The sequence below is a fragment of the Mycolicibacterium agri genome (assembly GCF_002553505.1).
Classification (GTDB): domain Bacteria; phylum Actinomycetota; class Actinomycetes; order Mycobacteriales; family Mycobacteriaceae; genus Mycobacterium; species Mycobacterium agri.
In genome coordinates, this window is record NZ_PDCP01000001.1 from 24,745 (window position 1) to 47,745 (window position 23,001).

The window sequence follows — 23,001 nt, forward strand, 5'->3', positions numbered from 1 at the left end:
CTCTGTAGTGAAACCCGAGCCAGGCGCAACTCCGGAGCCAGCTCGCCCAGATGTTGACTCGGATCCAGTTCGAGTTGATGACTCGGTCTCCCAGAGTGCCGACGGTCACGTGGGCTCCACGCTCCCCGGGCATGAAGCACCTGTCCGTGTCGAGGGCCATGACTCTCAGCCTGCATCAATTCTCCCAGCAGCATCACAACCCCAGACCGGTGGCGGCGCGGTTATCCCGCCGATGGCCCCCGTCTCCGGACTGTCTGGCGCAGGCGGCGGTGGCGGGATAAAGCCGCCGTCGATGCCCTCCATGCCGAGCACTCCAAGCATGCCCAGCACGCCGAGCATGCCCTCGACACCGACGCCGACGACGCCTGCCAGCCTGCCGACGCCCGCTACGGCGGCCAACGATCTGTCGCAGGGCTTCGCCAAGGGGCTCGCCGCCGGCGGGGCTCCGCTGCCGCCGTCTGTGCCGACGACGCCGCAAACGCCTATGACACCCCCAGCGGCCACGGAGATCGCCCCGGCGTCGCACCCCGCGTCGGCGCCGCCGCCCGCCGCGGCCGCCGGGCCCGTCGTCGGTCAATCGGCTTCGCCCCCTCCCGCGGCATCATCCGGCACTCCGGCACCGATGATCGCCGCCGCCCCGCCGCCGGGGAACCTCGCCGCTTTCGGCTCCGACCTGCCCAAAGGAACCCCGACGCCCCCGGCGCCCACCGTCTCCGCGAGCGGCTCGGGCGGTGCGGCATCGATGCCCGCAGCCGCCGCGTCCGCCGGCGTCTCGTCAACCGGTGTGCCGCCGAGCGTGCTCGCCACATCGGGCATCGCCGCCACCGGCACCGGCGCGGCGATGGTCAGCTCGGAAACCAAGGATCAACACCTCGACGACGCCGTCGAACTCGCCTATGAGCTGTTGCACGCGTCGCGGATGTATCCCGGCCTGCACTGGTGCGTCGGCATCTTCAAGCTCGCCACCGGTACCGAGACCGTCATCGTCAGCAATGACGGAGCCAGCTACATTCCCCCCGGCGTGTACGTACCTCGTTCTGCCCGTGTGCTTTTCGTCGATCCGGAGCTCAGCGCCGGCTTCCATGCCAAGTGGTTCGGCTGGGTCAACCCGACCGCGATCATGGTCGCCTATGCCGCGGAACGCGCCGTCCTCGACCCGAACGTCGAACTCTACGCCGTCGCCGCCACCACCGACCCCGGCGGTTCGTCCGTTCTGCCCGCCCGCCGCGCTGGGGTGCCGCACTACCAGGACTGCGACTCCACGCGGTCGCCGATCGACCCGGCCACGCCCGCGCCCGAACTCGACGACTCCCGCGTACACCGGCTCGCGGTGATGTCCCCACAGCGCTACGAGGAGCTCACCGACGCCAATCTTGCTGCAAACGAACGTGGTTCGACCGCATGGGAAGCCACCGCCGGTGCCGTCGCGACCGCTCTCGCGGGCGCGGAGATTCTTCATATCGAAGTCGCGCCCGTCATCCGCGAAATCCTCGGCGCGCTCGCTGCGGGCACCCCCGTGTCCGACGACCAGTGGTCGGCACTCGCCGAGGTGCGGCTCTACGGCAAGTCGCTGTTCATGCGGCCTGGCTTCATCGAGGTCGAGCCGTCCGGCGATCCGAACACCACCGTCCTGTATCGCGCCCATCACAACCTCGACCGGGCCGTGGAAGCACTTTCGCTTTGGCGTGGTGATAACCCCGACTATGCCGATATCGTCTATGCCACTGAGCAAGTCAGCAAGGAGGGCCAGCTATGGCCAGCAAGAACATCAAGCTGAACCCCGACGAGACGCTCGGTCACGTCAACAAGATCGCCGCGACGATGGCCGAAGCCGCCGTGCCCGGCCCGGTGCCGCCTCCGTCGCCTCCGGCCAGCCCGATCGATGTGGCACTCAACGCCGTGGCCGCGGCTGCTGCCGAGAAAGCCGCGGCATCGGCCGAAGCCATCGCCAGCCGCGGTACTCAGCACTACGCCGCGTCCGTCCAAGCCATCGAAGCCATGCGGGCGCAGGAAGAACAAAACGTCGAAACGATCACCGAGGTCCAGACCGGGGTCCCCGAAGCGGGTATTACCGAAGTCTGACTTGCACAGCGCTCATCGGTATGGTGTAGCCGATGCGCACACTGGTGACGGGGGCGGCCGGGTTCATCGGCTCCACCCTGGTTGATCGTCTTCTTGCAGACGGACACACCGTCATTGGTCTTGACGATCTCAGCTCGGGCAACAGCGCCAACCTCGGCGTCGCCGATCGAAGCTCGGACTTCGACTTCGTCAAGGCCGACATCGTGGATGCCGATCTGATCGGCCTGCTCACCGATGTTCGTCCCGAGGTGATCTTTCACCTCGCCGCACAGATATCCGTGAGCCGTTCCGTCGCAGACCCACAACTTGACGCGTCGGTGAACGTCGTCGGCACCGTCCGTCTCGCCGAGGCCGCGCGGCGCGCCGAGGTTCGCAAGATCGTGCACACCTCGTCGGGAGGATCGGTATACGGAACACCGCCGAGCTTCCCGACGAGTGAGGACGCGCCCAACAACCCAGCTTCGCCATACGCGGCGAGCAAGGTCGCCGGCGAGATCTATCTCAACACGTTCCGCAACCTGTACGGCCTCGACTGCTCACACATCGCACCCGCGAATGTGTATGGGCCACGCCAAGATCCGCACGGCGAGGCCGGCGTCGTCGCCATCTTCTCGCGCGCTCTGCTCGCGGGCAAGCCGACGAAGATCTTCGGTGACGGCACCGACACTCGCGATTACGTTTTCGTCGACGACGTCGTCGACGCGTTTGTTCGCGCCGCCGGTGACCAGGGCGGCGGGCTGCGGTTCAACATCGGCACCGGCGTGGAAACGTCGACGCGCCAACTGCATTCGGCAATTGCCGCCGCGGCCGGTAAGCCTGACGAGCCGGAGTTTCATCCGCCAAGGCTCGGAGACCTCCGCCGGTCCTGCCTCGACATCACCCGCGCCAAGACAGTGCTGGGCTGGACACCGAAGGTCGACTTGGAAGAGGGCATCGCCAGAACGGTCGCGTTCTTCCGCGAAGAACAAGAGATCTGACTATCGCGGGTTTACTTCATGCGGAAGCGCGGCATGCAAGCTTGGCGCCGCCAGCTCGCCGCCGCGTATCGGCTCATAAAGCTGAGGGGACTTGTCGAAGCCGTCCCAATAGATCCAGAGATGACCGCTCACGGGACAACGGAACGCAATGGTTGCCGCTAGGTACAATTCTTCGACATCAACCCGACCGCTGTAATTGTCAAAGTCGGTGTCGGAGAGCAACTTCCACTCATTCTCGTTCGGGACATCACCGCTGGTCCGTATCGTCGTACCACACGCACACGAATTTCGCCATAACGCACCCCAATTGCATTGAGATTGCTGGTTTCTACGGCTCTTCAGAAATCCAGACGCCAACCTCTCCGCCGGGCGTGCCGGCGACTGTCCATCCCTTGGGCGCAGTCATCATCCACGCCTCGTAATGGTCGTCGGGCAGACATGTGATGACGGCTCCGTTGTCAAACGCGATTGTCAGTACACCTGAATCGTCCACGACGGATTCGGTGATCACCCGGCCGATCAGTTGCTCGATTGCTACCAAGCGCTCGGGCGGATCCGTCTGCGGCGAAAGATCCGTGGTCTCGCCATCGAGCATCAAGGTGAAGGGGCTATCAAGTCGGAGGAAATAGCCGCCGGAAAGCGACATCGTGAGCCCGTATTCGATGTGCTGAGACTGAATGCTCCTGCCGCGTAAGCCTAGATCCATGACGGCCACCAATTGACGACGGCACAACGTGCAGCGGCATCGCGAGATACATGCGTTTGCGCGCGGCTGTTATCCACCGGTCGCTCCCGCCCGCTCGCCACTCACCAAGCGTAGAGCCGAACTGGCGACCGAAGTGAACGGTTTTCAGGCATCGAGCGTGCGCAAACTCCCGAATTCTTACGGCGTGTCGGCCGCAGACACGCACGGTCGCGATGCCGAAATACGGTAGCGATGCCGAAATACGGTCGCGATGCCGAAATACGGTCACGGTGCCGAAATCCGGGCGAGCGCCAGCAGATGCACCGCGATTCCTACCAGCGGGCCGCACAGCAGCGCAATCACTGTGCGCGTCTGCAAATCCAGGGGGAGCAGCAGCAGCAACGTCGCCGCCACCGTCGCGATCACCCAACCCGCCGAATAGGACCGATGCAGCGCGAAAGCCACCGTCGCCGCCCCCGTCAGCGTCAGCAGCGCGATCGCGATCGCCGCCGCCGTCAGCCAGGCCAGCAACCCGCCGCCGGCCCGGTACTCCTCACCGAACGCCACCCGCAGCAGCCACGGCCCGAAGATGTCGGCGAGCACCACCCCGAGCGCGCCCAAACCGGCCACCACCGCCGCCGGAGCCACCAACGACCGCAACCGGTCGGCGCGCTGGTCGACGAAATGCGCGATCAGATTGCCCTGCATCGCCGTCAGCGGCACCAGCAGCGGGGCGCGGGTCAGCGTCACCGCCAGAATCACCACGCCACCCGTCGCCCCCAGATCACCCGACGTCGCCTTCAACAGCACCGGGAACCCCATCACCAGAATCGCGCTTGCCCCTGCCGCGGCGATCGAATGCGCCGCGCCCCGCAGGAAAGTCACCGTTCCGCCCGGTGTCAGCAGCCGCGCCGCCGCCCGCGTGGCAGGCGAGGCGATCAACAGCAGCAGCCAGGCCACCGCGCCCGCGACCGTCGCCCACAGGTAGCCGACCAACCCCCAACTGACGACGAATGTGGCCGCCGCGACCACCACCCGGATCGCCGCATCCGTCACCATCAGCGCGCCGTACTGCGTCCATCGCCCGACGCCGGCCAGCATGCCCAGCAGCGTCGCGTGCAGACAGAACCCGGCCAACCCCACACTGAGGAGCACGACGCTCAACCATCGCGACGCGACGAACACATGCCCCGACCACAGCGGCGACGTTCCCGCGATCACCGCCGCCGCGCCGACGCCGACCAGCGCCGCCACCCTCATCGGATGCGTGCGCGGCCCCGACACCGCCTCCGTGTAACCGGCCGAGCGGACTTCGCGCGTCGCCTCCTGCAGCAGCCCGAACGCCGCACCGGTGACCAATCCGAACGCGCCCCAGAACACGCCGAAGACGGAGAAGCCTGCCGGTTCCAGGTCGCGCGCAGCCAGATACAACACCGCATACCCGCACAGCGCGGTGATGGCCGTTGCGACGCCGACCCGCGCGACGCTGCCGCGTGTGATCGGGCCGGTAGGGGTGCCCGCGTCGGTCACAATGCCGGCACGTCCTTGGAATACAGCCACCCGTCCCACAGCGAGCGCAGCGAGACATCCGCGTAGTTGGCCGCAAGACCGGTGAAATCGTCGGTGACCGCGGTGGCATGCCGATACCTAGCAGCCCAATCCTGCAGCAGAGTAAAGAAATTCGCGTCACCGATGCACCGGCGCAGCGCGTGCAACGTCAGCGCCCCGCGCTTGTACACCCGGTCGTCGAACATGTCGCGCGGGCCGGGGTCGGACAGCAGCAGATCCTGCGGCGACTTGGTCAACCGCGCATGGTAGTGACGGGCCCACTCGTCGGCGCTTCGGCCGCCGGACTCCTCCGACCACAACCACTCCGCGTAGCAGGCGAAGCCCTCGTGCAACCAGATGTCGCGCCAGCGCCGCGCCGTCACCGAATTGCCGAACCACTGATGGGCCAGTTCGTGGGCGATCAACCGTTCCGACGAGCCCGTACCGTCGCAGTGGTTGGCGCCGAAGATCGAAATACCTTGCGCCTCAAGCGGAATTTCCAGATCGTCGTCGGTGACGACGACGGTGTAGCCGGTCGGCAGCGGATACGGACCGAAGCGCTTGGCGAACACCTTCATCATCTCAGGCTGCCGACCGAAGTCATGATCGAAGTTGCGCTTCAGCCGCGCCGGCAGCGCCGCTTGCATCAGCACCGGCGACTTCTGCAGCCGGTATATCTCGTACATGCCGATCTGCAGGGTGATCAGATACGTCGACGTCGGCTCGGCCAGTTCGTACGTCCACGTCGTCATCGCCGCGCGGGTGCGACGGGATATCAACTCGCCGTTGGCGATCACCCGATACGGATTCTCGGTGCTGATCTGGATACGGAAGCTGGCCTTCGCGCTGGGATGGTCGTCGCAGGGGAACCAGGACGCGGCACCGTTGGGCTGACCTGCCACCAGCGCGCCTTCGGTCAGCTCCTCGAAACCGACGTCACCCCAATGTGATCGGATCGGACGCGGTGCCCCGCCGTATCGCACAGAAACCGTCATCGCCGCGCCGGCGGGCAACGGTGACGGCAGCGCGATGTGCAGCTTGTCGTGCGAGCAGCCGAACGATGCGGGCTTGCGGCCGTTCACGGTCACCTTCGAAACGCTCAGGGCGTCGGACAGGTCGAGCGTGAAGGTCCGCAGCTGCGCCAGCGTCACCGCCGTGATCGTCGCCGAACCCGCCAGCCGGTTGATCGCCACCTTGTACTCGAGGTCGAGCTCATAGCGCGACACCCGGTAGCCGAAGTTGCCGTTGTGCGGCAGATACGGGTCGATGACCGGAATCTTGCGGGCCGCCTTCTTGGTACGCGTCACGCCGCGACTTCCTCGGCCACCTTGTCGGCGGCCCCGCTGCGCTTCTTGCGAACGATGTTCCACGGCGCGATCGGATTGCCCTGCCACCGCGTCGACGGCGGCACCTTGTCGCCACGCATCACCAGCGACGCCGGGCCGACGGTGGCGCCCTCCCCGAGGCGTGCGGCGGGCAGCGCGACGCAGTGCGGTCCCAGAGTCGCGCCCTCCTCGAGCACGACGGTGTCGAGTCGCATCACCCGGTCATGGAACAGATGCGTCTGCACGACACAACCGCGGTTGACCGTCGCGCCTCTGGAAAGCGTCACCAGATCGGCCTCGGGCAGCCAGTACGACTCGCACCACACGCCGCGGCCGATCTTCGCGCCCAACGCACGCAGCCACAGGTTCATCACCGGGGTGCCGGTGGCGGCGCGCGCGAACCACGGCGCCGCGACCGTCTCCACGAATGCGTCAGACACCTCGTTGCGCCACACGAACGGCGACCACAGCGGATGCTCGACGGCACGGATGCGGCCTACCAGAACCCACTTCGCGATCACCGCGATCACACCGGCGACCGCGCCGGCCGCCAACAACACGACGCCGCTGGCGAGCGCGGCCCACAGATAGCCGAACGACAGCGTCAGCGCCTGCAGCGCCAACAGGACCCCGACACCGATCCCAAACGTCACGATCAGCGGCACCAGCCGGCACATCTCGACGAACGCACGCATGACCTTCAACCGCATCGGTGGATGGAAGGTCCGCAGCACATCGGCCGCGGTCGGTTTGCGGCGCAACCGAATCGGCGGACTGCCCAACCACGAGGACCCGGCTTTGGCCTTCTGCGGCGCGGCCGAGAGCACCGCGACGAGCCCGTCGTCGGGCACCTTGCGGCCCGGCTGTGTGATGCCCGAATTTCCCAGGAACGCCCGCTTGCCGATCTTCGCCTTCGCGACATGCAGCCAGCCGCCGCCGAGTTCGTAAGACGCCACCATGGTGTCGTCGGCCAGGAACGCGCTGTCCTCGATTTCGGTGAACTTCGGCGTCAGCAGGGCCGTGGAGATCTCGGTGCCGCGGCCGACCTTCGCGCCGAGCACCCGCAGCCACACCGGCGTGAGAAGGCTGGCATACAGCGGGAACAGGTAGTGCCGTGCGGCGTCCATCAGCCGTTCGATCGCCCACACCTGCCAGCCGACGCGACTGCGCACCGGGTGATAGCCCTCGCGCAGCCACAGCGACAGCACCCGCACCCCGAGCACCGTCAACACCGCATACACGACAACGGCGACCAGTGCGGCCACCGGTGTCCACAACAGCGCGGGCACGACCGCGTCGGCTAGTGACGCCGAATCCCGGATCCCCCAACCGATCACCGCCAGCCCGCACCCCAACGCCAGCAGCGGCAACGCGCTCAACAGCAGTGACGTCACCCCGTAGATCAACACCCACAGCGGCGCCCGGCCCGGGCGATCTTCCGGCCACGGATGGCGGGCTTTACCGGACTTCGCCGCCGGCGATCCCTTCCAGTACTGCCCCTTCTTGACCCGACCGATCACGCCCGATCCCGCTGCGACGTAGGCGTTCTTGCCGACCGTCGTACCGGGCAGCAGCGTGGTGCGCGCCCCGACGGTGGCGTCGTTGCCGATCGTGATCGTGCCGACGTAAAATTGATCGCCGTCGATCCAGTGCCCCGACAGATCCACCTCGGGCTCGATCGCGCAGCGATGCCCGAGGGTCAGCATGCCCGTGACCGGTGGCGTCGAGTGCAGGTCGACGCCCTTGCCGACCTTATTGCCCAGCGCGCGTGCGTAATACACCATCCACGGCGCACCTGCGAGGTTCTCCGCGCCGCTGGCGTCGGCTATTCGTTCGGCCAGCCAGACCCGCATGTGCACCGTGCCGCCGCGCGGATAGGTGCCCGGCTTGAGGAAGCCGATCAACATGCGCGCGCACAGCGCGGCGATGCCCATCCGCCCGATCGGTGTGACGAACAGCAGGAAGCCCGCCAGGATCCACCACCAGTTCAGCGACGCCAGCCACGGCACCGGGGTCAGCGCGGCGGCCACGTTGTTCAGCAACGCCAGCCACACCACCCACTGCACACCCCGCAACGTCGCCAGCGGCAGCGACATCGCGACCTGAAAAGTCTGCGCCGCCAACGGTATCGGCCGCACCGTGCGCTTTTGTACCTGCGGCGGCGGATCCATCTCGTCGAGGAAACCGGCCAGCGACCCCAGCCGCGGATGGTCGTAGAGGTCGGCGACCGTCACCTGCGGGTAGCGCTGCCGCAGCCCGGCGACCAACTGCGCCGCCGACAACGAGCCGCCGCCGAGCGCGAAGAAGTCGGCCTCCGGACCGTCCACCGGCGCGGCCAGCACGTCGCGCCACAAGTGCGCCAACCACCCCATCGTGCCGCCGAGATCCGGTGTGGTGTCGACGTTTTCGTCGTCGACGGGCCACGGCAGCGCGTCGCGGTCCACCTTGCCGGACGTTCGCGTCGGCAGCTCGTCGACGAGCACGAGCCGCGGCACCAGCGCCGCAGGCAACGATTCGGACAATCTCTTGCGCGCCGCCGACAGATCGAAGTCGGTGCCAGGGGCGCAGACGTAGCCCACCAACAGGGGGGTGCCGCTGGCGGTTCTGCGCACCGCCGCAGCGCCGCCGCTCACCCCGGGCAGGTTCACCAGGGCCGCGTCCACTTCGCCGAGTTCGATGCGGCGTCCGCCGACCTTCACCTGGTCGTCGGCGCGCCCGCAGAAGATGAGGCCTTCGTGTTCGAGGCGGACGAGATCCCCGCTGCGGTACGCGCGGTTCCAGCCCAGCGTTGGCATCGGCGCATACTTCTCGGCGTCCTTGCCCGGGTCCAGGTAGCGGGCCAGCCCGACGCCGCCGATCACCAGCTCACCGATTTCGCCTGCCTGCACCGGAACGCCGTCGCGATCGACGACGGCGAGGTCCCAGCCAGGCAGCGGCAGCCCGATGCTGACCGGGCCGGTGCCGTCGAGCCTGGCCGCGCAGGCGACGACGGTGGTTTCGGTGGGGCCGTAGGTGTTCCACACCTCGCGCCCGTCGACGGCCAGCCGCTCGGCGAGCTCCGGCGGGCACGCCTCACCGCCGAAGATCACCAGCCGCACCGATTCGAGTGCTTCGGCCGGCCACAGCGCGGCCAGCGTCGGCACCGTCGAAACCACCGTGATGTCCTTCGACACCAGCCACGGCCCGAGGTCCATTCCGCTGCGCACCAGCGACCGTGGCGCGGGCACCAGGCAGGCGCCGTTTCGCCAGGCCAGCCACATCTCCTCGCAGGACGCGTCGAACGCGACAGACAACCCAGCCAGCACCCGATCACCGGGCCGAATCGGATTGTCCTGCAAGAATATCCGCGCTTCGGCGTCGACGAAGGCAGCGGCGCTGCGGTGGGTGACCGCCACGCCCTTGGGGGTTCCGGTCGAACCCGAGGTGAAGATGATCCACGCGTCGTCGCGGCCCAGCGGCGACGTCGCCCGCCAGCCGCGCGACTCGCCGACGCCGCGGATCAGGCCCCGCTCGGTGATCACCCCGACGACGTTGGCCTCGCTAAACACCAGCGCGGCCCGCTCGTCGGGATCGTCGGCGTCCACCGGCACATAGGCGGCGCCGGTGGCGAGCGTGGACAGGATCGCCACATACAACGCATAGCTGCCCGACGGCATCCGGATGCCGATGCGGTCGCCGCGGCCGATGCCGCGCGCCGCCAGCCACGCGACGCTGTCTTCGATGTCGGCGATCAACTCGCTGTAGGTCAACTGCACCGAGCCGTCGTCGATCGCGGGGGCGTCGGGGTAGCGCGCCGCCGTGTCGTAGAGGATGTCGATCAGCGTGCGCGGCTCGGGGGCGTACGGCGACAGGACGTATTGTGCAGGTACTTCCGGCATCGCCACGCCTACAACGTACTCAGCGCCTGTGCAGCCCCGGAGATGCCAGGCAAACGGGTTTCGGCCACAGTTGGATTCTCGCTGAGCGCAATCATTGTGGGGGTATGCAGACGCCCCTAGCGTGTCGGGGTGACCAGTGTGCACGGTGAAGACCGAAAGCTCCGACTGTTCGTGGCCGACGCGTCGGGCGACAACTGGACCGAGTTGACGTCGGGCACCACGGCCGCGGTGCGGCTGGCGGCGCCCGATCTGCAGCAGGCGCGACGGGCGCGCCGCAGGCTGGGCGGCGACGCCGCGGTCATCCTGGACGTCACGGTGGCGATCGGCCCCGACTTCCGCTCGGCGCGCGACTTCCTTCCGGGCGACGACGGTGATTCGCTGCAGTATGCGGGCACCATCAACGGGTTGGCAGGCCTTGTCGCCGACATCTTCGTCGCCGAGGTGGCCGACGGCGTGACCTTCATTCCCGCATCGCCGGGGCTGGACGTGCGGAAACTGGCCGACGCGGCGCGCGACCGCATCGCGCAGCGGCTGCCGCTCGCGGCCTGATCAAACCTCGATCTCAGGCCTCGATCTCGCCGGCGATCTTGCGCTCGATGCTGGCCCGTGTCGACGCGGGCAGCACCAGGATCCCGTCGAGTTCGGCCTGGGCCTTGGCATAGGCGTGCTGGCGTTCCTGCGGGGTCGCGCCCTCGTCTTCGGCGAGCCGCAGCAGGCTCTGCGCCCGTGCGATGCGCTGCTGGTCGACGTCGGAGAAGTCGCTGCGACGCTTGCGGATGGCTTCGGTTTCGGCGATCTCGAAGGCGGTGACGTAGTCGTGCACCGCGTCGCGGTATTCCAGTTGCGCGTCACGGTCACCGACGAGGTCGTCGGCCGTGCCGGGCCGCAGCAGATCGGCCCGCCGCCGCGCCTTGTGGAACTCCATCGTCAGCGGGTGCCGCATGTCGGTCATCATCGGGAAGTCGAGCAGCTTGGCGATGTCGAGCTCGTAGTCCAGCCAGCGGGCGTCGGTCTGCTCGTGCTGGGCGAGCACCTTCCGCATCTCGCGCCGCTGCGATTCGGTATTGGTCTGGGAGCGCTGAGCCGCCTCGGCGACAGCGATCTTGGTCTGCTGCTTTATCCGATACCGCTCGAGTCTGCGCTCGGCCCGTCGCTCATTGGCCGCCACGACGGCCCGCACCGCGCCGCCGATCATCCCGCCGAGCGGAAAGATCAGCCACCAGAAATGGCCGGCGAAATCGAGCATCGGTGCCACATCGCCAGGATGCCACCGTCGGGTGTTCCCGCTGCTAACCGGCTACGAAACGGCTCTCAAACGGCTACGAAACGGCGGCGCGTCCGGGGCGTCACCAGTTGTCGTAGCCGCCTTCGGGTCCCAGCATCCGCTCCAGCCGCGTGCGGTTGATCCGGGCCAGTTTGTTGCGGACCACTTTGCGTTCGGTGTCGACGTCGTTGAGCATCCGGTCGCTCATCGTGGCGAGCACGTCCTGAGCGCTCAGACCGTTGACGAACATCACGAAGCCGAAACCGAAATGCTCGAGGTAGCGCTGGGACGCGGCACCGAGTTCGGCCATCACCTCCGCGCGCTCGTCCCAGATCGCGCACTGTTCGGCCGCTGACTTCTCACTGCCGGGCCGGCGGCCGACGTCGGGGTAGGCCTGCAGGATCGAGTCGATGGACTCCTCCGACAACGCGAACAACAAGTCGTCGGCCTGTTGGAAGAGGGCCTCGTGGCTGTCGTAGGGACGCCCACGGGCCAGGTCGGCGGCCAGCGGCACGCTGTAGCAGCACTCGTAGACGGCGTGAACGGCCCGGCGCAGCGGCATTGCGTTGAACACGTCCAGCCCCAAGCCTTGATGCATCAACACACCGTCATGATGCGAGCAGCAAAGCACACCGGCGTTACGGCGTGTTACAGCCAGGAAAACTCAAATAACTCGAGCAACCCGGGGAAGTTCAGTGGCCCTGGCTCTTGAACCGCTCGATGGACGCCTGCAGCTCGGCCTCGGCCTCCGCGCGGCCCACCCAGTCGGCGGCCTTGACGTACTTGCCCGGCTCGAGGTCCTTGTAGTGCACGAAGAAGTGCTTGATCGCGTCGAGCTCGGACTGCGGCACGTCGCCGACGTCCTGGATATGATCCCAGCGGTGGTCGCCGGCGGGCACGCACAGCACCTTGTCGTCGCCGCCGGCCTCGTCGGTCATCTTGAACATCGCGACGGGGCGCGCTTCGACGATGCAGCCCGGGAACACCGACTCCGGCAGCAACACCAACGCGTCCAGCGGGTCGCCGTCCTCGCCGAGGGTGTTTTCGATGAATCCGTAGTCGGTCGGATACGCCATCGCGGTGTAGAGATAGCGGTCCAGCTTGACTCGACCCGACTCGTGATCGACCTCGTATTTGTTGCGCGAGCCCTTCGGGATCTCGATGACTACGTCGAACTCCACCGCCACGGCTCCTCGTATGCTCTGTCGGAAAGTGACGTCTCACCGACGTCAAACGGGCGAAGCCACCCTAATCGAGCAGACGGCATCGTCGGCAGCCACCACCCAGGAGGCCAGAGGCCAGATGGACCGGATCCGCCGCGGCTGGGCGCTGACCAAGCAAAGTTGGTCTGTGCTGCAAAGCGACCGGTCGCTGGTGATCTTTCCGATCCTTTCGTCGATCTTCGCCACACTGGCCGCCGCGGCGATCTGGGCGCCGACCGTGGTGATCAACGGGCTGCTGACCGGCAGCGGCGTCGACGAAGGTGATCCGGCGTACTACATCGCCACTGCCGCAACGATTTACGTGACGACGTTCGTCGCGATCTTCTTCAACGTCGCGCTCTCGGCGTGCGCGGTGCGGTCGATGCGCGGGGAGGACACCTCGGTCGGCGACGGTGTCAGCGCCGCGACGCGTCGCTTCGGCGCGATCCTCGGTTGGACGCTGGTGTCGGGCAGCGTCGGCGTGGTTCTGCGGTTGATCGAGGAGCGGGCGCCTCTGCTGGGCCGGATCGCCGGATGGATGACCGGCGCCGCATGGGCCGTCGCATCGTTTTTCGTCATCCCGATCATCGCGCTCGAAGGCGACGGCCCGATCCGCTCGCTCAAACGGTCCACCGCCGTCGTCAAGGAGCGGTGGGGTGAGGGCGCCACCGGCGCCGTCACGATATCGGTGGTGGCCGTACTGCTCGGGATCGTCATCGCGGTCGCCGGGACCATCGGTGTGATCACGCTGATGACGCTCGAGGCGTGGCCGTTCGCCATCGGCCTGATCGTCGCCACCGTCGTCGCGGTCATCCTCGTCTCGGTCGTGTCGAGCGCGCTGTCGCAGATCTTCCGGGTCGCGGTCTACCAGTACGCCGCGACGGGGCAGGCGGCGGGCACGTTCGACGCAGAATTGCTGGAGCGCGCATTCGACGGGCGCGTCCGCCGCGGCTGACCTCGTACTTCCGCCCAGCGGATACCCTGCTTGGGCAGGCAGGAGTCAGGAGAAGTATGCGTCCCACCCAGTGGCGACGATCCACCCACGTACTGATGGGGGTGGTCGTTGTGCTGGTGGTCGCCGCCGTCGTCGCGGTCGCGGCGCTGCTCAACGGCGGCCGGTCCAGCGACGCCAGCGCGATCCCGCCCGCCCCGCCTGCCGCGACGGCCAACCCGGCGATCAAGCCGGTGTCGGACGACGCGGACAAACCGGTCCCGGACAAGCTGGCCGCCACGCTGGCGTTGACGCTGGCCGACCCCAACCTCGGCGCCTTCACCGGCAAGATCAGCGACGCGATGACTGGCGAACAGCTGTGGGCCCAAGGCGCCGATGTGCCGATGCAACCGGCATCGGTGACCAAGGTGTTGACGACGGCGGCCGCGCTGCACGCGCTCGACCGCGACGCGCGTCTCACGACCAAGGTGCTGGCGTCCGACCGGCAGCCCGGGCTGGTCGTGCTGAAGGGTGGCGGCGATCCGACGCTGTCGGCCGCACCGAAAGGCAAGGACAGCTGGTACCGCAACGCGGCCCGCATCAGCGACCTGGCCGACCAGGTGCGTCGCAGCGGCGTGAAGGTGACGGCGGTGCAGGTCGACGTCAGCGCCTACAGTGGGCCGACGATGGCCCCCGGCTGGGATCCGCTCGACATCGACGGCGGTGACATCGCGCCGATGGAAGCGGTGATGCTCGACGGCGGCCGCACCCAGCCGGTCAGCGTCGACTCCGCCCGATCCAAGACGCCCGCGTTGGACGCGGGCCGCGCGCTGGCCGCCGCGCTGCGCGTCGACCCGGCCACCGTCACCGTGTCCACGTCGCCGGTCGACGGCCAGGAGATCGCGTCGGTACAGTCGCCGCCGTTGATGGAGCGCCTGCGCGAGATGATGAACCAGTCCGACAACGTGATGGCCGAGTCCATCGGTCGGGAAGTGGCTGCCGCGCAAGGCAAACCGCAAAGCTTCGAGGGCTCTGTGCGGGCGGTGCTCGAAGAGTTGAACAACGCAGGCATCGACACCGCCGGGTCGCGGCTGATGGACTGCAGTGGCCTGTCGATTGACGACCGGCTCAGCGCCGAGACACTCGACGACATCGTCACCGCCGCCGCCGGGCCCGACCAGCCGAAGCTGCGGCCCCTGGTGGACCTGCTGCCCATCGCGGGCGGCAGCGGCACGCTGTCCAACCGGTTCCTCGACACCGAGCCCGAGCGTGAGTCGGCCGGCTGGTTGCGCGCCAAGACCGGATCGCTGACAGGCACCAACTCGCTCGTCGGGATCGTCACCGACGCCAGCGGCCGGGTGCTGACGTTTGCGCTGCTTTCCAACAACGCCGGCCCGACCGGCCGCACCGCCATCGATGCGTTCGCCGCGACACTGCGGTCATGTGGGTGCAGCGGATGAGCAGGTCAACCAAGGTCACCGTCGGTCGCGCCGTCGACTGGAACTTCGCCGCCACGATCGGCGCGAAGCTGGCCAAACCCGGCCCGGCGGCCACCGACTACACCCGCAACCAGGTGATCGAGCAGTTGGCGAGCGCGTCGGTGCGCGCCGAGATACCGGTGCGGGAGGTGACCGGGCTGAACGAGGGCGCCGACGTGTCGCAGGCCCGCATCGTCGACCGGCCCGAATGGATCAGGGCGGCATCGCAATCCATGAAGGTGATGACCGGCGGGACCAACGGCGAGCGGCCCAACTTCATCATGGGCCGCGTCACCGGCGCGCAGACGGGTGCGGTGCTGGCGTTCATCTCCTCGGGCATACTCGGCCAGTACGATCCCTTCGGCGACAACGGCGGCGAGCTTCTTCTGGTGTATCCCAACGTGATTGCCGTCGAACGCCAGCTGCGAGTGGTGCCTGCCGACTTCCGGTTGTGGGTGTGCCTGCACGAGGTGACCCACCGGGTGCAGTTCCGCGCCAACCCGTGGCTGGCCGAGCACATGTCGAACGCGCTCGCGGTGCTGACAGAGGAAACCGGGGAAGATGTCACCGAAATGGTCGGCAGGCTGGCCAGCTTCGTCCGTGACCGCCGCGATGGCGTTGCGTCAGAACCGAATTCGACCGGTGTGCTGGGCGTGTTGCGGGCCGTACAGTCCGAGCCGCAGCGGCGCGCGCTGGACCAGTTGCTGGTGCTTGGCACGCTGCTGGAGGGCCACGCCGACCATGTGATGGACGCCGTCGGGCCCGCCGTGGTGCCGTCGGTGGGCACCATTCGGCGCCGCTTCGACGACCGGCGCAAGCGCAAGCAGCCGCCGCTGCAACGCCTGTTGCGGGCGCTGCTCGGCATCGACGCGAAGATGAGCCAGTACACGCGGGGCAAGGCGTTCGTCGACCACGTCGTACGACAGGTCGGCATGGCGCGGTTCAACACGATCTGGTCCGGACCCGAGACACTTCCTCTGCCAGACGAAATCGAGGACCCGCAGCGATGGATCGACAGGGTGCTGTAGCCGCGCTGCGCAGCGCGGTCGAGGAGTTCGGCCGCCGCTATCTCGACGCCGACGACTGGTGGTGCGTGGCGCTGTCGGGCGGACCGGACTCGCTGGCGCTGACCGCCGTCGCCGCCGAACTCAAGCCGACCACGGCACTGATCGTCGACCACCGGCTGCAGCCCGACTCCGACCGTGTCGCGACGACCGCGCGGCAGCAAGCCATCGAGCTGGGATGTGTTGACGCGCAGGTACTTTGCGTCAACGTCGGAACCCAGGGCGGTCCGGAGGCGGCGGCGCGCAGCGCACGCTATCGCGCGCTCGATGAGGCCCGCGACGGCGCCGCGGTCCTGCTCGGCCACACCCTCGACGACCAGGCCGAGACGGTGCTGCTCGGCCTGGGCCGCGGCTCGGGGGCACGGTCGATCGCGGGCATGCGGCCCTACGATCCGCCATGGTGTCGCCCGCTGTTGGGCGTCCGCCGCGCGGTCACTCACGCGGCGTGCGCAGAACTGGGCGTCGCACCCTGGCACGACCCGCACAACGCCGACCCGCGCTACACCCGCACCCGGCTGCGCACGGAGGTGCTGCCGCTTTTGGAGGACGTGCTCGGCGGCGGGGTGGCCGAAGCGCTGGCCCGCACCGCGACCGCGCTGCGTGAGGACAACGACACGCTCGACGAGTTGGCGGGCAAGGCGCTGGCGGAGGCTTCCGCGGGCGACGGGCTGGATACCGGCCGGCTGGCGGCGCTGCCCGCGGCGGTGCGGCGCCGGGTGATCCGCGGCTGGCTGCTGGCAGGCGGCGCAGCCAATCTGACCGACAAGCAGATCCGCGGCGTCGACGCGTTGGTCACCGACTGGCGGGGCCAGGGTGGTGTCGCGGTGGGCTCACCGCTGACAGAGGAGCGGCTGTTCGCGGGGCGTCGCGACGGCGTGCTGAGGTTGTATCGAGAACCGGTTCACAGAAGTTAGGGGCACACCTACGTTGGTCGAGCGCGGGAACACATGGCACGCTGTGGAGGTGGCATCCGAGGAGGTGTATCCGGGCGACATCAAATCGGTGTTGCTCTCCGAAGAGCAGATCCAGACCCGGATCGCGGAGCTGGGCGCTCAGGTGGGTGTCGACTACAAGGACGCCATCGAGGCGAGCAACCAGGATCTGTTGCTGGTGACCGTGCTCAAGGGCGCGGTGTTCTTCGTGACCGATCTGGCCCGCGCGATCCCGTTGCCGACCCAGCTGGAGTTCATGGCGGTCAGCTCGTACGGCTCGTCGACGTCGTCGTCGGGTGTGGTGCGCATCCTCAAGGACCTCGACCGCGACATCAACGACCGCGACGTTCTCATCGTCGAGGACATCGTCGACTCCGGGCTGACCCTGTCCTGGCTGCTGCGCAACCTCGCGACGCGGCACCCGCGCTCGCTGCGGGTGTGCACGCTGATGCGCAAACCCGACGCGGTCCGCGACGACGTCGACATCACCTACATCGGTTTCGACATCCCCAATGAGTTCGTCGTCGGCTACGGCCTCGACTACGCCGAGCGCTACCGCGACCTGCCCTACATCGGCACGCTCGACCCGAAGGTCTACCAAGAGTTCTGATGCGCGCTCCCCATGGCGCCCACCTGACGCCCAAACCAACGTATGGGCGTAGAAGTGCGAGAAGAATCCGCCATTTCGTCGGTCTCGGCGCAGGATGGCGCAGGATGAGGACATGACACGGACGGCTCTGCGCATCTGCCCGCTGTGCGAGGCCACCTGCGGCCTCACCCTGACCATCGACGACGGCCGAGTCACCGGCGCCCGCGGCGACCGCGACGACGTGTTCAGCGCCGGCTTCATCTGCCCGAAGGGCGCGAGCTTCGCCGAACTCGACAACGACCCCGACCGGTTGGCGCAGCCGCTGATCCGCCGCGACGGCGTGCTGGTCGAGACGACGTGGCGCGAGGCGTTCGATGTCGTCGCCGACCGGCTCGGCGCGGTCATCGGCACGCACGGCGGCGGGTCGGTAGGCGTGTACCTGGGCAACCCGAACGCCCACACCGTCGCGGGCAGCCTGTACCCGCCGCTGATCATCCGCGGGCTCGGCACCCGTCAGGTGTTCTCCGCGAGCACCCTGGACCAGATGCCCAAGCACGTCGCGCTCGGCTATATGTTCGGCAGCCCGGTCGCTTTCACCGTGCCCGACCTCGACCGCACCGACTATCTGGTGATCATCGGCGCGAATCCGCTTGTCTCCAACGGCAGTTTGGCCACCGCCGCCGATTTTCCCGGCAAGCTGCGCGCGCTGCGCGACCGCGGCGGCAAGCTCGTCGTGATCGACCCGGCCCGCACCCGCACCGCCGAACTGGCCGACCGCCATCTCGCCCCACGGCCCGGCACCGATGCGGCGCTGCTCTTCGCCGTCGTGGCCGTGCTGTTCGAAGAAGGCCTTGTCGCAACGGATCTCGGCGGTCTGGCCGAGCACGTCAACGGCGTCGACGACGTCCGCCGTCTCGCCGCGGACTTCCCGCCGGAGAGCGTCAGCGCGTACTGCGGAGTGCCGGCCGACGAGATCCGCGCACTCGCACGTGAGCTGGCGTCGGCGCCGACGGCGGCCGTGTACGGCAGAATCGGCACGTGCACAGTGGAATTCGGCACGCTCACCAGCTGGCTCGTCGACGTCATCAACGTGCTGACCGGCAATCTCGACCGGCCCGGCGGCGCGATGTTCCCGCTCGGGGCGACGGCGCCGGCACCACGCCCGCCCAAGCCCGGCAGCGGCTTCCGGACCGGACGGTGGCACAGCCGGGTGTCCGGCCATCCCGAAGTGTTGTCCGAAATGCCTTCCGCCGCACTGGCGGAAGAGATCGACACATCCGGCGACGGCCAGATCAAGGCAATGATCACGATCGCGGGCAACCCGGTGCTGTCCGCACCCGACGGCGACCGACTCGACCGCGCCCTCGACAGCCTCGAGTTCATGCTCTGCGTCGACCCGTACCTCAACGAGACCACCCGGCACGCCGACGTCATCCTGCCGCCGCCATCGCCATCGCGCAGCCCGCATTACGATTTCGCGCTGAACAACCTCGCGGTGCGCAACAACGTGCGCTACTCGCCGCCGGTGCTGCCGCTCGACGGTAGGCTCGACGAGGCCGAGATCCTGTCTCGAATCGCGTTGATTCTCTACGGTGTCGGCGTCGACGGCGACCCGGCGCTCGTCGACGAGCAGGTCATCGCGACGACACTGGCCAAGGAGACCGGCGACAAGGACTCACCGGTGGCGGGGCGGCCGGTCGACGAACTGACCGCGATGCTGCCGGAAGGCCCGGGTTACGAACGGCGACTGGACATGATGCTGCGGCTCGGCCCGTACGGCGACGCCTTCGGCGCTCGGCCCGACGGCTTGACACTGGCGCGGGTCAAGGCCGCACCGCACGGCATCGACCTCGGCCCGCTGCAGCCCAGGCTGCGCGAAGTGCTCCGAACGCCAAGCGGCAGAGTCGAACTCGCGCCCGAACCACTGCGGGCCGATGTGGCGAGACTAAACGCCGCGCTGGGCCGCGACGTGGACGGGTTCGTCCTGATCGGCCGTCGCCATCTGCGTTCGAACAACAGCTGGATGCACAACGTGCCGGCGCTGGCCCGCGGATCCAACCGATGCACGCTGCAGATGCATCCCGATGACGTCGCCGAACTCGGGCTTGCCGACACCGCCAAGGTCAAGGGGCCCGGCGGTGAAGTGCTGGCCCCGGTCGAACCGTCGCCGGGGATGCGCCGCGGCGTGGTGTCGCTGCCGCACGGTTGGGGTCATGACCGGACAGGCAGCCGTCAACAAGTCGCATCCGGGCAGCCAGGGGTCAACGTCAACCAACTCAACGACGGCCACAGCCTGGACCCGCTGTCGGGCACAGCCGTGCTCAACGGAATCCCGGTCGACATCGCGCCCGCCGACTGAGCCGCAGCCCGGTGGCGCCAAAGCCGTTGTGTGGCAATCTAGCTCAATCGCGCCGAGACCCGCCGGGCGACGTCCAGCAGCAGCGGGGCAATCCGCTCCGCGCGGGCTGTGGTGAGCCGGGATCGCGGTCCGCACACGCTGATCGCCGCGATGACCACGCCGCGGACGCCGAAGACCGGCGCGGCCACGGCGCCGGCGTCGGGATTGCGTTCACCGCTGGAGGTCACGTAGCCGCGCTCACGCGCATGCTCGAGGTCCTCGTTCAACGTCCTGATCGCCTCCTCGTCGAGGCCGTAGAGCTCCGACTCCAGCGCGATCGCACGATCGCGGAACTCCGGTTCGGCGTAGGCGAGCAGGATCTTCCCGCTCGCGCCGGCGTGCCACGGCCGAAACACGCCGAGCTCCACCGTCATTCGGACATGCTGCGGGCTTTCGAACTGCGCCACATGCACCCGTCCGCCGGCGACTGGTCGGGACAGCAGGGTCGTTTCCTGCGTTCGGTCGCGCAGTTCGCGCAGCAGCGGCGCCGCCTCGCGCTCCAGCTTCGACAGGCTCAGCGCCTTTGCGCCCATGGCGACCGCCGCCGGACCGAGCAGGTAACTGGTCGTGCCGGGGGCCTGCTCCACCAGGTTCCTGGAAGCCAGCGACCGCAGCACACGGTGGGCCACCGACTTGCTCATGCCCAATTCGGTGGCCAACTCCGTGACCCCGAGCGGTTCCGTCGCGTCCATCAACAGCAAAAGGACGTCGGCAACCCGGTCGGCGGCCTCCGTTCCACCAGCTGTTCCGCTTAGAGGAACAGTGTTGTGCAATGACACCAGCTCAATCCTCACTGTTGAGATAGGACCTTAACGCCCGCGCGCGGGTGTCACTAGCGTACCGACGTGTTGGGCATCACAGTGTGCATTCCGCTCAACGGAACAACTTTTCCCTGCGCTTAGGAGATCTTTGATGCTGCAATCGGCCAGGGTTCTCGACCTGACCTGGGTGTTGGGCGGGCCGTTCGGAGGCCAGCTCCTCGCTCAGCTCGGTGCTGAGGTGATCAAGGTCGAGCCGGCCGGCGGTGATCCCGCGAGGGAGATTCCGCCGCATTACGTGGGCGATCTGTCGTCGTTCTTCCTCTCAGTGAACCGGGGGAAGAAATCCGTCGCGCTCGACCTGAAATCCGAGGCCGGACTCACCGCCTTCTACGACCTGGTCCGCCAGTCCGACGCGGTGCTCTACGGGTTCGCCCCCGATGTCCCGCGACGGCTCGGCATCGATTACGAGCGGCTCCGCGAAATCAACCCGGCGATCGTCGTTGGTGAGCTCATCGGAATCCACGACGACGCCCCCTATCAGCGAGCGCCGGCCTACGACCTGGTGGTGCAGGCGCTCAGCGGAGTGATGACCATTACCGGAGCCCCGGACGGTGAACCCGCCAGGGTCGGCTATCAGATCGCCGACCTGGCCGGCGGACTCTACCTGGCGCTGGGCGTGGCCGGGGCGTTGTATTCGGCCGCCAAGACCGGACGCGGTGAAAAGGTCCAGGTCTCACTGCTCGACGCACAGTTGGGGCTGTTGACCTGGCAGGCGCAGAACTACTTCATCTCCGGTGACGAACCCCGCGCACTGGGCTCCCGCAGCCCGAACATCGCACCGAGTGAGGCATTTCGCTGCCGCGACGGTCGCTACCTCGCGGTGTCCCCGACAGGAACGAGCTATTGGCGGGCGTTCTGTTGCGCCATCGGTTCGCCGGAACTGGCCGACGACCCCCGGTTCGCCGACCGGTACAGCCGGCTGACGAACGTCGAACAGCTCGCCGAGATTCTCCGCCCGATCTTCTTGACCCGCGACGCCGCGGACTGGGCGAAACACTTTTTCGACCTGCGGATCCCAGCCGCTCAGGTGCTCACCGTCCCCGAGGCGCTCGACCAGGAGTCCGCACAACTGCGCGCCATGGTCGAACTGGCCGAGGACCCTGTGTCCGGAGAGCGGGTGCGCCTTCTCGGCAACCCGGTCAAGTACGCCGACGCGCAAGAACTGCGTTATCCACCGCGACACGGCGCCGACACCGCCGACGCGTTGGCGGACTTGTGCGGCTATTCCGCTGAACACATCGACGCCGTCCGTGCCGACTCGACAAGGTCCGACTCAAGTGCCGACTCGACAAGGGCCGACTCGGGGGCCGATTCGACCAGGGCTGACTCGACAGCCGATTCAACACAACGAGAGGGAACAGCATGACCAGGCCAACTGACGTCAAGCCCCGCGAAGGTGATCGCCCGGGAACCCGGTGGGACGAGTTCGAGGTCGGCGCGGAACTGCCGTCGTTCGACTTCACGATCAGCCCCGAGATCGTCGCGGAATATCACCGGGCCATCGAGCAGGAGCCGGCCGGCTATTCGCTCGACGGCAGGAAGGTCGCCATTCCGTCGGTGCTGTCGGTCTACCTGATGGCGGTGCTGTACCGCAGGTACCCACCAGCCCAAGGCGGGATCATGGCGGGCAACAAGTTCCGCTACTACGGGCCGATCAGCGCCGAAACCGATACGAAAATCGTTGCCTCCGGCGAAATCGTGGAGAAGTTTGAAAAACGCGGTCGGCGCTACGTTCGCTATGCGGCCCGTTTCGCCCACTCCGACGGGAGCTTGATCGCCGAGGCGGAGAACATCAGCACGTTTCCCAATTGAGACGAAAGGACTTGG

The 23,001-nt window shown here is 67.7% G+C and carries 21 protein-coding genes; 12 read left to right on the forward strand and 9 right to left on the reverse strand.

Going from position 1 to position 23,001, the window contains the following annotated elements; translation table 11 throughout:
* Nucleotides 1-165: 165 nt before the first annotated feature.
* A complete protein-coding gene (locus CQY20_RS34730; protein ID WP_165789231.1) occupies nucleotides 166-399 on the reverse strand; it encodes a hypothetical protein in 234 nt (77 codons plus the stop codon).
* An 85-nt stretch (nucleotides 400-484) separates the two neighbouring features.
* On the opposite strand from CQY20_RS34730, the gene CQY20_RS00135 reads away from it, so the two are divergent.
* Genes CQY20_RS00135 through CQY20_RS00145 form a run of 3 tightly spaced genes read left to right on the forward strand, consistent with a single transcriptional unit; the run spans nucleotide 485 to nucleotide 3,059 of the window.
* Complete coding sequence (locus CQY20_RS00135) at nucleotides 485-1,777, forward strand: EspK C-terminal domain-containing protein (protein WP_165789232.1); 1,293 nt, start codon at nucleotides 485-487, stop codon at nucleotides 1,775-1,777.
* Nucleotides 1,753-2,082 (forward strand): hypothetical protein, encoded by a 330-nt coding sequence (locus CQY20_RS00140; RefSeq protein WP_097937624.1) that lies wholly within the window; start codon nucleotides 1,753-1,755, stop codon nucleotides 2,080-2,082. Before CQY20_RS00135 ends, CQY20_RS00140 begins: the two co-directional genes overlap by 25 nt.
* A gap of 32 nt (nucleotides 2,083-2,114) precedes the next feature.
* The gene (locus CQY20_RS00145) at nucleotides 2,115-3,059 is read left to right on the forward strand and encodes an NAD-dependent epimerase/dehydratase family protein (protein ID WP_097937625.1); all 945 of its coding nucleotides are present in this window, start codon (nucleotides 2,115-2,117) and stop codon (nucleotides 3,057-3,059) included.
* A 328-nt stretch (nucleotides 3,060-3,387) separates the two neighbouring features.
* Here the strand turns inward: CQY20_RS00145 and CQY20_RS00150 are convergent, their stop codons facing one another.
* The 4 genes from CQY20_RS00150 to CQY20_RS00165 all read right to left on the reverse strand — a co-directional run bounded on the left by CQY20_RS00150 (nucleotide 3,388) and on the right by CQY20_RS00165 (nucleotide 10,495).
* Entirely contained in the window at nucleotides 3,388-3,765 is a 378-nt protein-coding gene (locus tag CQY20_RS00150) for a DUF6188 family protein (RefSeq protein ID WP_234816045.1), read from the reverse strand.
* A 264-nt stretch (nucleotides 3,766-4,029) separates the two neighbouring features.
* Nucleotides 4,030-5,274 carry a hypothetical protein gene (locus tag CQY20_RS00155; RefSeq protein WP_097937627.1) on the reverse strand — a complete coding sequence of 415 codons (1,245 nt, stop codon included), beginning with the start codon at nucleotides 5,272-5,274 and terminating at the stop codon, nucleotides 4,030-4,032.
* A complete protein-coding gene (locus CQY20_RS00160) occupies nucleotides 5,271-6,599 on the reverse strand; it encodes a M1 family metallopeptidase (protein WP_097937628.1) in 1,329 nt (442 codons plus the stop codon). Before CQY20_RS00160 ends, CQY20_RS00155 begins: the two co-directional genes overlap by 4 nt.
* Entirely contained in the window at nucleotides 6,596-10,495 is a 3,900-nt protein-coding gene (locus CQY20_RS00165) for a Pls/PosA family non-ribosomal peptide synthetase (RefSeq protein ID WP_097937778.1), read from the reverse strand. Before CQY20_RS00165 ends, CQY20_RS00160 begins: the two co-directional genes overlap by 4 nt.
* A 129-nt stretch (nucleotides 10,496-10,624) precedes the next feature.
* Here CQY20_RS00165 and CQY20_RS00170 point away from each other — a divergent pair, with 129 nt between their 5' ends.
* The gene (locus CQY20_RS00170; RefSeq protein WP_234816027.1) at nucleotides 10,625-11,044 is read left to right on the forward strand and encodes a hypothetical protein; all 420 of its coding nucleotides are present in this window, start codon (nucleotides 10,625-10,627) and stop codon (nucleotides 11,042-11,044) included.
* A 13-nt stretch (nucleotides 11,045-11,057) separates the two neighbouring features.
* Here CQY20_RS00170 and CQY20_RS00175 read toward each other — a convergent pair whose 3' ends face one another.
* The 3 genes from CQY20_RS00175 to CQY20_RS00185 form a co-directional block, all read right to left on the reverse strand.
* Nucleotides 11,058-11,741 carry a hypothetical protein gene (locus CQY20_RS00175; protein ID WP_097937780.1) on the reverse strand — a complete coding sequence of 228 codons (684 nt, stop codon included), beginning with the start codon at nucleotides 11,739-11,741 and terminating at the stop codon, nucleotides 11,058-11,060.
* Nucleotides 11,742-11,841: 100 nt separating this feature from the next.
* The gene (locus tag CQY20_RS00180) at nucleotides 11,842-12,363 is read right to left on the reverse strand and encodes a 2-oxo-4-hydroxy-4-carboxy-5-ureidoimidazoline decarboxylase (protein WP_174814720.1); all 522 of its coding nucleotides are present in this window, start codon (nucleotides 12,361-12,363) and stop codon (nucleotides 11,842-11,844) included.
* 88 nt (nucleotides 12,364-12,451) lie between these two features.
* On the reverse strand, nucleotides 12,452-12,940 hold the full coding sequence (locus tag CQY20_RS00185; protein WP_097937782.1) for an inorganic diphosphatase: 489 nt from the start codon (nucleotides 12,938-12,940) through the stop codon (nucleotides 12,452-12,454).
* A 121-nt stretch (nucleotides 12,941-13,061) separates the two neighbouring features.
* On the opposite strand from CQY20_RS00185, the gene CQY20_RS00190 reads away from it, so the two are divergent.
* The 6 genes from CQY20_RS00190 to CQY20_RS00215 all read left to right on the forward strand — a co-directional run bounded on the left by CQY20_RS00190 (nucleotide 13,062) and on the right by CQY20_RS00215 (nucleotide 20,314).
* Nucleotides 13,062-13,916: a DUF6159 family protein gene (locus tag CQY20_RS00190; RefSeq protein WP_097937629.1), complete on the forward strand. Its 855-nt coding sequence runs from the start codon at nucleotides 13,062-13,064 to the stop codon at nucleotides 13,914-13,916.
* 56 nt (nucleotides 13,917-13,972) lie between these two features.
* The gene (dacB, locus tag CQY20_RS00195) at nucleotides 13,973-15,352 is read left to right on the forward strand and encodes a D-alanyl-D-alanine carboxypeptidase/D-alanyl-D-alanine endopeptidase (protein WP_097937630.1); all 1,380 of its coding nucleotides are present in this window, start codon (nucleotides 13,973-13,975) and stop codon (nucleotides 15,350-15,352) included.
* Nucleotides 15,349-16,398 carry an Rv3626c family coenzyme F420 biosynthesis-associated protein gene (locus tag CQY20_RS00200; protein ID WP_097937783.1) on the forward strand — a complete coding sequence of 350 codons (1,050 nt, stop codon included), beginning with the start codon at nucleotides 15,349-15,351 and terminating at the stop codon, nucleotides 16,396-16,398. Before dacB ends, CQY20_RS00200 begins: the two co-directional genes overlap by 4 nt.
* Entirely contained in the window at nucleotides 16,377-17,348 is a 972-nt protein-coding gene (gene tilS / locus CQY20_RS00205; protein WP_097937631.1) for a tRNA lysidine(34) synthetase TilS, read from the forward strand. The genes CQY20_RS00200 and tilS overlap by 22 nt, the downstream gene beginning before the upstream one ends.
* Before the next feature lie 43 nt (nucleotides 17,349-17,391).
* Nucleotides 17,392-17,976, forward strand: coding sequence for a hypoxanthine phosphoribosyltransferase (hpt, locus tag CQY20_RS00210; RefSeq protein ID WP_174814719.1), 585 nt, complete (start codon nucleotides 17,392-17,394; stop codon nucleotides 17,974-17,976).
* 112 nt (nucleotides 17,977-18,088) lie between these two features.
* The gene (locus tag CQY20_RS00215) at nucleotides 18,089-20,314 is read left to right on the forward strand and encodes a molybdopterin-dependent oxidoreductase (RefSeq protein WP_097937784.1); all 2,226 of its coding nucleotides are present in this window, start codon (nucleotides 18,089-18,091) and stop codon (nucleotides 20,312-20,314) included.
* Nucleotides 20,315-20,352: 38 nt separating this feature from the next.
* On the opposite strand, the gene CQY20_RS00220 is transcribed toward CQY20_RS00215, so the two are convergent.
* Entirely contained in the window at nucleotides 20,353-21,147 is a 795-nt protein-coding gene (locus tag CQY20_RS00220) for an IclR family transcriptional regulator (RefSeq protein WP_337424779.1), read from the reverse strand.
* Between the two features lie 118 nt (nucleotides 21,148-21,265).
* Here CQY20_RS00220 and CQY20_RS00225 point away from each other — a divergent pair, with 118 nt between their 5' ends.
* On the forward strand, nucleotides 21,266-22,540 hold the full coding sequence (locus CQY20_RS00225) for a CaiB/BaiF CoA transferase family protein (protein WP_234816029.1): 1,275 nt from the start codon (nucleotides 21,266-21,268) through the stop codon (nucleotides 22,538-22,540).
* Complete coding sequence (locus tag CQY20_RS00230; protein ID WP_097937634.1) at nucleotides 22,537-22,986, forward strand: hypothetical protein; 450 nt, start codon at nucleotides 22,537-22,539, stop codon at nucleotides 22,984-22,986. Before CQY20_RS00225 ends, CQY20_RS00230 begins: the two co-directional genes overlap by 4 nt.
* Nucleotides 22,987-23,001: the final 15 nt, after the last annotated feature.